Below are 12,896 nucleotides of genomic sequence, written 5' to 3' on the forward strand. Positions count from 1 at the left end.
AAAAATAATGAACACCATTTGAACAAGCGGCAGTACTGAATTGTTTCACTTTTTGTGCTTATGCCTTCGTCATCGCTTCCGCCCATTTGCCGCCTACCAGCTTCCCGTTAGAGAAAGCCGCGGTGCGAGCCGGAGCATAAGCCAGTGCATGCTTCGCATTCAGCGCAGCTACCAGCATAAAGCTGGCAGGATCGCCTGCTTTGGGCGCAAGTGTCCCCGCTGAAATAAGCGGATAGGTTTGCAGCAGCTCGTCATCAAGTATCCAGCCGAATTTTTCTGCCAGCTTCGCACCTCTTGCTAGCAAATCGCCGTTGCCGAATGGGCTCCAAGCATCGAGAATATTATCCGAGCCGACGTGTACGCGAACGCCTTCTGCTACAAGCTGATCTACGCGAGGCATTGGTCTATCGAGTGGAACGCTCGTAATGATCGCTACGTCATTTGCCTTAAGCTGCTGAGCGAGCTCTTTAGACTCTCCTTCGTTCACTTGCCCTAAGCAATACGCATGGCTAACTGCTGTTCTTCCGCCTTTATTCGCTTGTGCCGTCAGTTCAGCAAAGCGGCTTATCGTATATAGACCTAAGTGGCCGGGATCATGCAAGTGAAGGTCAACGCCCGCATTAAACTCTGCACTAAGCTCAAACATAGCTTCAAGACTCCGATCGACTTTGCGATCAAGCCCCGCCGGATCAACGCCGCCGACATATTCGGCTCCAGCACGCATAGCTTCCTTCATCACCTGCAAGGAATCGGATCGAAGCAAACCCTGCTGCGGGAATGCAACGATCTCCATTTCCATAACTCCACGGTACTCTTCCCGCACGGTTAGCACATCCTCCAAATGCGAGATGCCGAGCTCTGGATCAACATCTACATGCGTCCGAATTTTGGTGGTGCCATGGCTGAGGAGCAAATCGATTAGACGACGCGCACGTTCGGCTGCCGTAGTCGGCAGTGAAGCCAGCATGGACTTCTCAAACGCCAGTTGTCCAGGCAATGTGATAAAGGGCTGCAGCGGCTTCCACGGCTCGCCCAAAAAATGTTTGTCCAAATGGATATGCATATCGGTCGTCGCAGGCAAATACTGCAATCCCTCAGCATCCCTTACGCTTCCTGTATTCACGCCAGCAGAATCATTATTGCATGACGTTATTTCTGAAATCGTACCCTTCTGTAAGTCTAATGTCATATCAAATAATTGATCATTAATAAGAACTCGATTTAGTTGTGTGATGTTCAACTTTTCCACCCTCTGCCATTTTATTGGATTAATATGTGCCTAGTTAGGCTGTTATCATACGAGCATCTTGTAATTATACGGACATTCTATATCAACGCTTAGGCTTGTAAAAAACCTTGCAAGCTGCTCGTGACACGAGTCTCTGCCACCTTAACACCACGTTTCCATACCGTTCTGTGCTCCGGCTTACCGAGCAGAATGTCCCGTTCAGACGGTTCTGCAAATAACACCATATCAGCTTCTGAGCCCAGCTGCAGTCCATAGCTCTTGATCCCAAGCGCTCTTGCGGCTCCCACTGTCAGCATCTTAATCAATTGGCGAGCATCGCCTTCACCGCCCATATATGCGGTTACTGCAAGCAGCCATGCGATCTCCAGCGGATCTGCTTTGCCAAACGGAGTAAACGGATTGCGTATATTGTTAACGCCGACAACAACGTTCACCCCCTTCTCAAGCAGCATACCTACCGGCGTTAGCCCGCGCCGCTGCTTCTCCTGATCACCTCTGCCGCCAATAAACAGGTCGGTGGCCGGCAGTGTCATGATATGAAGATCGGCTTCCTTAATCAGATCAGCAACAACTTCCGCTTGCCTGCGTTCCAGCGAACCGAGCGAGGTTACATGCCCTGCGGAGACAAGGCCTTGCATCCCTGCTGCAATCGTTCTGTCAGCAATTTTATTAATTGCAAGCTGTTCGGGGTTATCCGAGAAATCAGCGTGAAAATCGATCGGTTTGCCGTATTTCTCCGCAAGTTCGAATACATACTGCAGGTGCGCTTCAAGGTTATCATCCTGATACGTAATGCCGCCTACCACATCGCCTCCGGAACGCATGGCCTCATCCATGAGTTCAGCCGTACCTGGACTTTTGAATATGCCCTCTTGAGGAAACACTACAATTTGTATATCAAGGGCGTGTTTAACCTTCTCCTTCAGCTCAAGTACAGCCTCAAAGGCTGTCAAACCAAGGATAGGATCAACCTCCACATGGCAGCGCATATGCGTGGCACCGCTGCGAATCGCTTCACGAATAACAGCAAGCGAGCGCGACTTCATATCTGCCGGGGTGAAGTCATGCTTCATATCCGCGGTCATGCGAATCGCCTCAGATAAAGAGGCTGCTTCCTGAGTCATTCGCGAGAGCAGATAAGATTTCTCCAAATGAATATGCGGCTCTACAAAACCCGGCAGCAGCATCCCGCCAGCAGCGAGCTCTATGAGCTGTGCTTCGGGTACAAATTCGCTCCCGCTTGGCGCTAGGTACTCGATCTTTCCCTGCCGCACTCCAATATCCATGAGCCTTGTTTCATTCTGTAAACGAACTTGTGTAAGGAGTAAATCCAGCAATGTCCTCACCTCCGATTATCATGTGGACGATGAGACAAACCTTACGGAGAGGCTCACCCTTCAATTGTTATTTGGCATATAAACCCTTGAAAAGAGCATACCTGCTTGCCTACGAACTGTCATTGTACGTTCAATACAAATCTTATTTATATTTTTAGATGAAACGTCTAACCTATTCTTTACAGCATTCTTGATTACTGCTAGCTTTTATATCAGGAACTAAACCGGAGAGGGATGAATAAGAATGCTGCTCGAACAATTGCTGTTACACCCAATATTTTCTGGATCAACGGTCATTGCAGGCCACAGCGGCTTATCCCGTGTCGTTGAAACCGTTAATATAATGGATGCCCCCGACATCATTCATTTTTTAAAGCCTGGCGAGCTGCTGCTTACAAACGGCTATTTTATGAAGGAAAATCCTGAAGCTCTACTCGATCTGATATTGAAGATGAATCAATTGAAATGCTCTGGCCTAGCGGTAAAGACGAGACGTTTTGCCCTCGACATTCCCCAAAAGATCAAGGATGCGGCTAATCGTATCCCGTTTCCGATTATCGAAATCTCTTCGGTTGAGCATTCGCTCGGAGAAATCTTGCAGCGCTCAACGAGCGTTATTTTAGATAATAAAAATGATGAACTGCAGCATTCGCTGACCGTCCACAAACAATTTGCTTCAATGATCATGAAAGGAAACGGTATTCCCGAAATTGTAACTGCCCTTACGCAGCTGCTTCACTCGCCTGTTGTGCTGCTTAGCAGCAAACTCCAGGTTACGTCTCACTCGCATCACTTCAAGCTGCCTAAGTTTCTGCCTCTCGTGTCAGCAGTCGAAACCGTTCTAAGCAGCCAGCCCTCTCTTCAAACTGCAGCACACCACTGCTTGCTTGATCCCGCTTTACACGAATACCGCCATGTAGCGATCTATCCGATATTCACGTATAGGCATGAGGGTTATTTGATTACCTTTCAGCCAAAACAAGCACCATCAAACCAACATGACTTAACGCTAGAGCAGGCGTCGAATGTCATAGGCATGGAGATGTCGAAGCTACAGGCGGTAAAGGAGCGTTCACGTCGGTACAAAAATGAATTTTTCTCCGATTTAATTGATGGTTTTATCGGTTCTGAGCAAGAGGCTTTGCATCGCGGCAAAAAATACGGTCTCAAGCAAAAAGGGAAATATCTGCTTTTAGCGGCAAAGAAGGATGAGCAGACAAATCCTAGAGAGAGCCAAACAACTAATGCTGCGGCTCTGTTCGACGAGCGCCTGATCTCTGAGCGTGATGTGCAATATGAGCTGATTAAGCGCTATTTTTCCTTGCTGGGTGAAGTGTTCGTTATGTTTACCAAAAATGATTTGTTCGGGATGCTCTTGTTCATTCAAGAGTCCAAGTGGGAGGAGGGTACGTTCCTCAAGCATTTATCCGCTATGACGTCTCAGCTGTTTGAGCAATCCCAGCTTAGCATCTCGCTTGGCGTCGGCAATCCGGTCACTAACGTATTAGATATCGGACTGTCGTATAATGAGGCAGTCAAAGCGCTGCAAATCGGTTACCAGATGAAAAAAACGAGGTTTGTTCAGTCCTATCAATCCAAGGATATCAGCTATCTCTTCCGTATGATTCCCGATGATGAGCTGAAGCAGTTTTACGAGGAAACGTTTCAGTGCTTCTCTTCTATTGATGAAACCGAGCAAAAGGAGCTGATGCGGACGCTGAATATGTATTACGATACACAATGCCAGCTCGTCGAAACGTCCAAGCGGCTTTTTGTGCACCGCAATACGGTTATTTATCGATTGGACAAATGCGAGAAGCTGATGGGCATTAAGCTCAAAGATCCCACTGAAAGCCTTCGCTTGCGTATCGCCTTCGCTATCGAGCCGTTATTACGAATAGATCCTAGTCGTTAGAAAGTTAGAAATAAAAAAAGGGACGATCCCCGGCCGCATTGCGCCCTAGAGAAAGTCCCTTCTAAACTACAGCTATTCTAAATTCGCATGATTGCCATACATCGCTTGTCCGCTCAACGCCTGCTTCTCCATCAATCGCAAAACAATAGCGTCGCATACAATCAGCAGCATTTGCTCAAATAATGAGCCCATCGGCTGAATCGTAGCCGCTTCATTCGCTGCCTGATCCTTCGGGGCTCCTGGCAGCTTGACGACGATGTCAGCCAAATTGCCGATCGTCGATGCCGGCGAGAGGGTTAATGCGCCTACCGCAGCTTCCAAGCTTCGCGCTTTCTCCGCCATCGGCACCAGCGATTTTGTCTCGCCAGAGCCGGAGCCAATCAGAAGTAGATCTCCTTTGCTAAGGCTGCGCGTAACCGTCTCACCAACGACATACACATCCAAGCCGAGATGCATCAGTCTCATCGCGAACGCCCGCATCATCAGTCCCGAGCGGCCTGCTCCTGCCACAAATACGCGTCTTGCCGAGCCAACAGCCTCAGTGAGCAGCTCCAATTGTTCCTCTGCCAGCTGACCCGAGGCTTGATTCAGCTCTTGCATAATAGCAGCTAGATTATTCTCTTTTGGCATCATTCGAATTAACCTTGTTTAATCAATTGCTGCATTTCGGCAGCTGCTGCTTTAATATCGGCTTGTCCCGTAATGCCGCCGCCTACGATGACAAGATCTGGACCAGCAGCGATAACTTCCGGCAAGGTGTTCAGCTTAATGCCGCCTGCCACAGCTACCTTTGCATTTTTGACCACTGCTTTAATAGTGCGCAAGTCCTCGAAGGAGTTTTGACCAGCCGCTTGCAGATCGTAGCCCGTATGAACACAAATATAATCAACGCCGAGTGCATCGACTTCAGCCGCACGCTCCGCCAAGTTTTTAACGGCAATCATATCAACCAATATTTGTTTTCCTTGTTTCTTCGCTTCATCGACGGCACCCTTGATGCTCGCATCCTCTGCAACACCAAGAATCGTTACGATATCCGCGCCAGCTTCAGAAGCTTTCATCACTTCGTAGCCGCCTGCGTCCATGATTTTCAAATCCGCAAGTACGGTCAGGTTAGGAAAAGCTTCCTTAAGCGCTTTGACCGCATGCAAGCCTTCATTGATTACGATTGGCGTACCAATTTCCACGACATCAACAAAAGATTCAACCTGCTTCACAACTTCAATAGCCCCTTGAATATCAACAAGATCCAGCGCTAATTGCAATTTCATCTATATTCACTCCTCATAGGTTCTGTTTATTTCACTGACAAGGCCTATTCTAGAGAGTTACGGATGAAAAAAAAAGTACGCACTTTTATGTAACGTAGTACCCATTTGGGAACTATGAGCAGCCATTTCTATCATTTTTCGTGCAGCTCAGCCGTTCTTTCTTGATGCTGCTCGCCCCATTTCGACATGACGTTCAGCAGCTCCTTCACCGTTAAACCGTACTCTGTTAAAGAGTACTCTACCTTAGGCGGCACCTGCACATACACCTTGCGATCAATGATCGCATCATCTTCTAATTCTCGCAGCTGCTGCGTAAGCATTTTTTGGGTAATGGCCGGCATCTCCCGCTTCAGCTCGCCGAATCGATGCGTACCTGCAGTCAAATGACAAAGAATAACTGGCTTCCATTTCCCGCCTATAACTTTCAAGGTCAACTCTACTGTTTCTTTAAAATGCTGATCACCCAATGTGAGCGGCTCCTTTCGTCAAAACATTATACAAATCTACATATGCAATTACTACGCTGCCTGTCTAATTCACCAGAAAATCGCATGATAACTGGCATTATGAGAAAGCGCCATCATCATTCTGTCCTATTTTCAAATATAAAGTTGGTACTTGCAATCCTTAGAATATAGCTCAATAATAAGACACAACGTAGTAAATTCCTTGTTATGAGGATATCATATCTATGCCGCATCATACGAATCAAGCAATCTACAATGAATAGAGGAGAGATAATCATGGAATTAAAAAATAGATCAGCTATCATCACCGGTGCAGGAAAAGGCATCGGCAAAGCGATTGCCGTCGCTTTAGCTGCGGAAGGCGTCAACCTTGGCATCATTGCTCGAACAAGCGCCGACTTGGAAACGTTGAAAGACTCGCTTACAAGCACTTACGGAATTAAGGTCTTTATTGCAACCGCCGATATCGCTGTTAAATCGGATGTCGATCAAGCGATTGCATCGCTCAAAGAGAGCTTAGGCTCCATCGATATTCTAATTAACAATGCAGGAATCGGTACGTTCGGCACATTGCTTGAAATGGATCACGAGCAGTGGGAGCGCATCATCCAAACGAATGTGCTCGGAACCTACTATGTAACTCGCGCTGCACTTCCAACTATGCTGGAGCAAAGCGGCGGAAGCATCATCAATATCGCTTCTACGGCTGGCGAACGCGGTTTTGCAACCGGCTCCGCTTACTGCGCGTCCAAGTTTGCAGTCATGGGCATGACTGAGGCGCTTATGCAAGAAGTCCGCAAATCCAATATTCGTGTAACCGCCCTAACGCCAAGCACAGTCAACACAGAGCTTGCATCAAACGCTGGCCTGAAAATAGGTGACGAGGATCGCATGATGCAAGCTGAGGATATGGCTGCGCTTGTTCTGGCAACATTGAAGCTGCCTGATCGCGTATTTATTAAAGCCGCAGGGATCTGGACTACAAACCCGCAATAATAGACTTAAGAATAATGCCCCACGCCCTTGCTGGCGCTGGGGTTTTAAACTATCCGTGCAGCGGCATCCCGCTGTGCGCCACATGGGAGGTAAATTCAACGATGTCTATACACAATATTCCCTTTTCGATATTAGATCTTGCACCAATCGTAACCGGCAGCTCGCCCGCTCATTCATTCCGCAACACACTTGAGCTAGCCCAGCACGCTGACAAATGGGGCTACAATCGGTTCTGGCTGGCCGAGCATCATAATATGCCCGGCATCGCAAGCTCAGCCACTTCAGTTGTTATTGGCTACGTAGCTGCTGGAACTGAAAAAATCCGCGTAGGCTCAGGCGGCATTATGCTTCCGAATCACGCACCGCTCGTCATTGCCGAACAGTTCGGTACGCTCGAATCCATGTATCCAGGCCGTATCGACCTTGGGCTTGGAAGAGCGCCTGGCTCTGATCAGGTAGCAGCCCGCGCGCTGCGCCGCGGACTTGGCAGTAACGGCGAGGATTTTCCAGAGCAGCTAAACGAGCTGCGCCATTATTTCCATCCTAGCGATGAATCACGCGGCGTATTGCCACGTGCTGTTCCCGGCGAGGGGCTAAATGTTCCGATCTGGCTGCTTGGCTCGAGCGGCTTTAGTGCACAGCTTGCTGGTCGCCATGGCCTCCCGTTTGCTTTTGCCAGCCATTTTGCACCGGATTTCCTGCTGCCTGCGTTGAAGCTGTATCGCGACAACTTCCGTCCATCGGAGGTGCTGGATAAGCCATATGCGATGGTTGGTTTGAACGTCATTGTCGCTGATTCAGATGAAGCCGCTAAATTCCTAGCCACCTCTCAGGAGCAAGCCTTCCTGAACCTGATAAGAGGACGCATGGGACAGCTGAACCCGCCAGTTGACAGCATGGATGGCCTATGGAATGAGCAGGAGAAAATGATCGTTCAAAAGCAGCTCAGCTTCACCATTGCCGGCACCAAAGCAACGGTTAAGGACAAGCTGAACGCCTTAATTGAACAGACTGGCGCTGACGAGTTGATTGTCGTTAGCCAAATTTATGATCAAGCGGCGCGCCTTCGCTCCTATGAGCTGCTCGCTGAAATTTTTAATGAAAGCTCAGCGGCACAATAATCAAACCAAGAGCAGTATCCGAGGCAAAAAAAGCTTTGGATGCTGCTTTTTCTATGCTCACCTGTATTCCCATGGAAATCAGCGACAATTCTGTGGTGTAGTTTTTGGACTATTCAGCAATACTAAGTAAATCATTGTTGAAGGTGGGAGAACATGGGGCCTATATTCGCTATTTACGCCAAAGATCTTCGCAGTATTTTCCGGAACAGCGCAGCTGCCATCGTCATCGTCGGACTCGCTTTTTTGCCATCTTTATATGCTTGGTTCAACATTGAAGCGTCTTGGGACCCATACGGCCAGACCAGTTCACTTGCCATAGCCGTCGTGAACAACGATGAAGGCGCTGTGCTGCATGGCACGCCCATTAAAGTCGGAGACGAAATTATAGCCTCCTTGAAGGAAAATAAAAAAATTGGCTGGGTGTTCGTAGAGGGCAACAAGGCCATTGAAGGCGTTAAGCATGGCGACTATTATGCCAGCATCACCATTCCGCCCGATTTTTCTGCCAAAATGGCCACGGTGCTATCGAACAATCTTCAACAAGCAGAGCTCGATTACGCGGTAAATGAGAAGATCAATGCCGTATCGCCAAAAATCGCCCAGAAGGGTGCGAGCGGCATCATTGAGCAGGTTCGCGCAAGCTTCGTCAAAACCGCTAACGAAACGATTTTTCGTATATTCAATCAAATAGGCATCGAGCTCGAGGAGAACAAACCAGCGATTGAGCAGGTTCGCAGTACTGTATTCAAGTTGGAATCATTGTTCCCACAGATTAATGACGCCGTCGCACTAGCGGTTACCGATATTGAAAAATCGAAAAAAATCGTTGCAACCGTTCAAACGGAGCTGCCAAAAGCTGCCCAGCTCGCTAAGGACGGCGAAGCTTTCGCCAAGCAGCTTGGTACTTTTTTTGACCAAAGCAAATCGGCCCTCGACACGGCTGGCCCGCTGATTAAGCAGGATTTGCAGCTGCTGCTGCAAACGGCCAACTCGGTAGAGGAGCTTGTCGGCATATTACAAGATACGAACATAGATCCTGAAGTCGTAAAAAAGAGCTTGGAGCTGGCAGAGCAGCGCCTGACAAGCTCCATCATCGTCATTGATGGGATGCTGAATCTGCTCGATCGCTTGAATGATTTGGCCCCAAGCAAAGTACTCGTGTCGACCATTGATCGACTAAAACAGGTGAACACAAGGTTTCAGCAGCAGCTTACGATTGTTAAGCAAATCCGGTCGGTAGTCGAAAAGGGCGAGAAGCCAGCGCAGACGCTAATTGATCGTCTCGGCACTTTATCCAAGGAAACCTCTTCGTTCTTAACGGACGTGCTGGGCCGTTATGACAGTGAAATTTTGCCGCATATCAAACAAGCAGCGGACAAAGCGAAAAAATCTGCCGCAACCGCAGAGTCCGTATTAGCGGAAGCAAACAAGATCATTCCGAGTGCTGCATCCATCGTAAGCGACGCCGCTAAGGGACTAGAACTGGGCGGCAAGGAAATGGCCAACATTCAAAAAAACTTACCCGCAGCAGAGCAAAAAATCAAAGGGCTCGCACAGCGGATTCGTGACTTGGAGAAGGAAGGCAATTTAAATGAGCTTGTTGATTTGCTCAAAAATGACGCCGAACGCGAGGGTGCTTTTTTCGCTGAGCCGGTTATATTGAAAGAAAATCGCCTATTTCCGATTCCGAATTACGGTTCAGCTATGTCCCCATTTTTCACAACGCTATCTCTATGGGTTGGTGCGCTGCTGCTCGTTTCACTGCTTAGTGTGGACGTTCATTCCACAGCAGAAACTGCATACCGCAGCTATCACGTCTATTTTGGGCGTTACCTGACCTTCCTTACGATTGCGATTGTACAGTCGCTGCTCGTTACGATCGGCGATATATGGCTGCTTAAAGCGTTTGTCGCAGACAAAATCTGGTTTGTGCTGTTTGGCATTATTTTGAGCGCGGTGTTCATGCTGATTGTGTACACGCTTGTATCCGTATTTGGCAATGTCGGCAAGGCGATGGCCATCGTTCTGCTCGTGCTTCAGCTTGCTGGATCCGGAGGCACGTTCCCAATTCAAGTTACACCGCCATTTTTTCAAGCGATTCACCCCTTCCTGCCCTTCACCTACGCGATCAGCATGATGCGCGAAGCGGTAGGCGGTATCTTATGGGATATCGTTGCCAGAGATTTAATCGCTCTTGCCCTTTTTGCTGGTGCTGCACTGCTGATTGGCCTAGCTCTGAAGAAATGGATTAACCGCTATTCTACCAAAATGCTGGAAAAAGCAAAGCAGAGCGGATTAATTCACTAGTAAAACATTTGACTAGCCCCCATTTTCTATGAATAATAAAATAAACAATAGAAAAACGATCTTGGGTTAGGAGGCAATTATATGTCCATGGTTCCGCAAATAATGGAGTTTAATAAGAAATTTGTTGAGGAAAAGCAATATGAAGCCTATTTGACTGACAAATTTCCCGATAAGAAGATTGCAGTCCTTACTTGTATGGACACTAGACTTGTAGAGCTGCTGCCAAAAGCATTAAATTTAAAAAATGGCGATGCCAAATTTATTAAAAATGCTGGCGCCATTCTGACTCAGCCGTTCGGAAGCGCGATGCGCAGCATCCTCATCGCAGTGTACGAGCTTGGCGCTCGCGAGGTTCTCGTCATTGGCCATCATGGCTGCGGTATGACCAACCTCAATACAGAAGGTATGGTCAGCAAATTCCAAGATCATGGCATCGATCCGCTTGCCATCGAAACGCTCGAAAATTCAGGCATACGCATGGATAAATTCCTTCGTGGCTTCCAAAGCTCCGAGGAAGGCGTCATGCACAGCGTCAAATTGATCCGTAAGCATCCTCTCTTCCCAAAAGACATTCCTGTTCACGGCTTTATCCTCGACCCCGAAACGGGCGCTCTGGAGCTTCTCGTTCAGGATTATCAAGCAGAGTAATTGAGCATAAGCAAAGAATAGAAAAAACGGTTGTCCTCTGAGCTGAATCAGCCCATAGGACAACCGTTTTTTTATTTTATCGCAATGTAGATGTCGACTTCCGCATTCGCAGGGTCAAATGTCCGGCCGTCATAAAGCTCGTAATCGCCGCCATAAGTGCGCTCAATAGACGAATGCTCGAAAAACGCCCAAATCTCGCCCCATGCTTGCGCTACAACTTCATAAACGGGACCCTTCTTCGTTTTAAAAACCATAAATTTAGCCTCTGGAACCGTCGCTTGCTCTAGTCCATCCGGCAGCTCGGCTTGTGCATCTGCCCGCTCATGCCCAATAAGCACGGTATAGGCTCCACTAGCATCACTTTCATAATCCGTATACAGCGCATAGATAAGATGACCGTTATTCACCTGTGCTCGTTCTGAGATACCGCTGGTGAAATAAGAATCCCATAGACCGGACAAAAGTCCGTTTGCTCCCGCTTCCTGGGCATTCGTCGTGCGCGTTGTTACACCTATAAGCGTAACTGCTGGTTTTACTGCAATGGTATCATTCATCTGCTGTTTCCCCATTTCCTTGGTATGATCTTATTTTACCGTAGGAAACTGGACAGCTGTCTGTCTTAGTTCTTATAACGGTTAACAATATTTTGAGCTCGCAAAATGATTTGCTCCACGAGAGCCTGAGGCTGCTCAACCTTAACCTGATCGCCGTAGCTTAGCAGCATTCCATAAAACCAGTCATCTATCGTATGCTTGCCTTCCACACGCAAGCTTCCATCCTCTAATACAGTCACTTGATCCGGATGAAAAGCATCTCCTACACGGTGGCGCACCTGCGGCTGGAAAATAAGCGTTACGATGGTATCTGCATTTTTCGACCATTCTACATCCCATGCGTAACCGTCCAGCGAAGGAGTCTCGCGGCGTGCAAATTGCTCCAGCAATAGATTCAGCTTCTGTATGCGCGATAAACGGAATACGCGAAACTGCTCGCGAAGCGTGCAATAAGCCTGCAAATACCATATGTTTCCCTTCAAAATAAGCGCATACGGCTCAATCACTCGCTCCGTTTCCGTGCCGTTCATGTTAATATAGCTGAGCTCCGCCTTCCGCGTCTCTTCAATCGCTTTCTTGAACAAGTTTACCTTGTCGCGCGCTGCTGGTCCCTGCCCCCAAGGGTTCAAATCAAAAACCAAGCTATCTCCAAGGTGATCGTTCTGAAGCTTATCCGATTTGTGCAACAATGCTCTAACCTTCTCATGCAAACCAGCATAGGTCGCATCATCTAATGCGGTACCTATGCCTTTGACGGCTGCTATAAGCGACGAGATTTCTGCTAATGTTAAATAGTGACGAGACAGCGTATATTGCTCCATAATCTCGAACCCGCCTGTTGTCCCTTGATGAGCCAATACCGGAATGCCGGACTGGCTTAACGTATCCATGTCGCGGTAAATTGTTTTTGTTGATACTTCAAAACGATCCGCCAGCTCCTTGGCGCTTATTCGTCCCCGGTTAAGCAGCAGTACTGTCATCGCAAGTAAACGATCAATCTTCAAATCAGTACCTACTTTCTAAGCTTTTGC

12 protein-coding genes are annotated in these 12,896 nt (G+C 48.1%); 5 read left to right on the top strand and 7 right to left on the bottom strand.

What is annotated here, in order from left to right; all coding sequences use genetic code 11:
* Positions 1-58 precede the first annotated feature (58 nt).
* Together BK120_RS05020 and BK120_RS05025 are read right to left on the bottom strand one after the other, a co-directional pair.
* Positions 59-1,240: an amidohydrolase family protein gene (locus BK120_RS05020; RefSeq protein WP_256710801.1), complete on the bottom strand. Its 1,182-nt coding sequence runs from the start codon at positions 1,238-1,240 to the stop codon at positions 59-61.
* Positions 1,241-1,338: 98 nt separating this feature from the next.
* On the bottom strand, positions 1,339-2,586 hold the full coding sequence (locus tag BK120_RS05025) for an amidohydrolase family protein (RefSeq protein WP_076266385.1): 1,248 nt from the start codon (positions 2,584-2,586) through the stop codon (positions 1,339-1,341).
* 244 nt (positions 2,587-2,830) lie between these two features.
* On the opposite strand from BK120_RS05025, the gene BK120_RS05030 reads away from it, so the two are divergent.
* Positions 2,831-4,501 carry a PucR family transcriptional regulator gene (locus tag BK120_RS05030; RefSeq protein ID WP_076266386.1) on the top strand — a complete coding sequence of 557 codons (1,671 nt, stop codon included), beginning with the start codon at positions 2,831-2,833 and terminating at the stop codon, positions 4,499-4,501.
* Between the two features lie 72 nt (positions 4,502-4,573).
* Here BK120_RS05030 and hxlB read toward each other — a convergent pair whose 3' ends face one another.
* From hxlB to BK120_RS05045, 3 genes are all read right to left on the bottom strand, one after another.
* Complete coding sequence (hxlB, locus tag BK120_RS05035; RefSeq protein WP_076266631.1) at positions 4,574-5,131, bottom strand: 6-phospho-3-hexuloisomerase; 558 nt, start codon at positions 5,129-5,131, stop codon at positions 4,574-4,576.
* A gap of 8 nt (positions 5,132-5,139) precedes the next feature.
* Complete coding sequence (hxlA, locus tag BK120_RS05040) at positions 5,140-5,772, bottom strand: 3-hexulose-6-phosphate synthase (protein WP_076266387.1); 633 nt, start codon at positions 5,770-5,772, stop codon at positions 5,140-5,142.
* Positions 5,773-5,903: 131 nt separating this feature from the next.
* A complete protein-coding gene (locus BK120_RS05045; protein ID WP_076266388.1) occupies positions 5,904-6,239 on the bottom strand; it encodes a winged helix-turn-helix transcriptional regulator in 336 nt (111 codons plus the stop codon).
* A 276-nt stretch (positions 6,240-6,515) separates the two neighbouring features.
* Between BK120_RS05045 and BK120_RS05050 the strand changes: the two genes are divergently transcribed.
* The 4 genes from BK120_RS05050 (at position 6,516) to BK120_RS05065 (ending at position 11,311) form a co-directional block, all read left to right on the top strand.
* Positions 6,516-7,235 carry a 3-ketoacyl-ACP reductase gene (locus tag BK120_RS05050; protein WP_076266389.1) on the top strand — a complete coding sequence of 240 codons (720 nt, stop codon included), beginning with the start codon at positions 6,516-6,518 and terminating at the stop codon, positions 7,233-7,235.
* Between the two features lie 101 nt (positions 7,236-7,336).
* Complete coding sequence (locus tag BK120_RS05055) at positions 7,337-8,356, top strand: LLM class flavin-dependent oxidoreductase (RefSeq protein WP_076266390.1); 1,020 nt, start codon at positions 7,337-7,339, stop codon at positions 8,354-8,356.
* Positions 8,357-8,509: 153 nt separating this feature from the next.
* Positions 8,510-10,663 carry a YhgE/Pip domain-containing protein gene (locus BK120_RS05060; protein WP_076266391.1) on the top strand — a complete coding sequence of 718 codons (2,154 nt, stop codon included), beginning with the start codon at positions 8,510-8,512 and terminating at the stop codon, positions 10,661-10,663.
* Between the two features lie 81 nt (positions 10,664-10,744).
* Positions 10,745-11,311 (top strand): beta-class carbonic anhydrase, encoded by a 567-nt coding sequence (locus tag BK120_RS05065; RefSeq protein ID WP_076266392.1) that lies wholly within the window; start codon positions 10,745-10,747, stop codon positions 11,309-11,311.
* Between the two features lie 71 nt (positions 11,312-11,382).
* Here the strand turns inward: BK120_RS05065 and BK120_RS05070 are convergent, their stop codons facing one another.
* Together BK120_RS05070 and BK120_RS05075 are read right to left on the bottom strand one after the other, a co-directional pair.
* Positions 11,383-11,865 carry a GyrI-like domain-containing protein gene (locus BK120_RS05070; RefSeq protein WP_076266393.1) on the bottom strand — a complete coding sequence of 161 codons (483 nt, stop codon included), beginning with the start codon at positions 11,863-11,865 and terminating at the stop codon, positions 11,383-11,385.
* 65 nt (positions 11,866-11,930) lie between these two features.
* Complete coding sequence (locus tag BK120_RS05075) at positions 11,931-12,869, bottom strand: helix-turn-helix transcriptional regulator (RefSeq protein ID WP_076266394.1); 939 nt, start codon at positions 12,867-12,869, stop codon at positions 11,931-11,933.
* Positions 12,870-12,896 lie beyond the last annotated feature (27 nt).

The organism is Paenibacillus sp. FSL A5-0031, assembly GCF_001956295.1.
Classification (GTDB): Bacteria; Bacillota; Bacilli; order Paenibacillales; family Paenibacillaceae; genus Pristimantibacillus.

What these genes read in the sequence shown, in the direction of transcription:
- hxlA (WP_076266387.1), bottom strand. Translation starts at nt 5,772, where the DNA reads ATGAAATTGCAATTAGCGCTGGATCTTGTTGATATTCAAGGGGCTATT.
- BK120_RS05070 (WP_076266393.1), bottom strand. Translation starts at nt 11,865, where the DNA reads ATGAATGATACCATTGCAGTAAAACCAGCAGTTACGCTTATAGGTGTA.
- BK120_RS05065 (WP_076266392.1), top strand. Translation starts at nt 10,745, where the DNA reads ATGTCCATGGTTCCGCAAATAATGGAGTTTAATAAGAAATTTGTTGAG.
- BK120_RS05060 (WP_076266391.1), top strand. Translation starts at nt 8,510, where the DNA reads ATGGGGCCTATATTCGCTATTTACGCCAAAGATCTTCGCAGTATTTTC.
- BK120_RS05050 (WP_076266389.1), top strand. Translation starts at nt 6,516, where the DNA reads ATGGAATTAAAAAATAGATCAGCTATCATCACCGGTGCAGGAAAAGGC.
- BK120_RS05055 (WP_076266390.1), top strand. Translation starts at nt 7,337, where the DNA reads ATGTCTATACACAATATTCCCTTTTCGATATTAGATCTTGCACCAATC.
- BK120_RS05030 (WP_076266386.1), top strand. Translation starts at nt 2,831, where the DNA reads ATGCTGCTCGAACAATTGCTGTTACACCCAATATTTTCTGGATCAACG.
- hxlB (WP_076266631.1), bottom strand. Translation starts at nt 5,131, where the DNA reads ATGCCAAAAGAGAATAATCTAGCTGCTATTATGCAAGAGCTGAATCAA.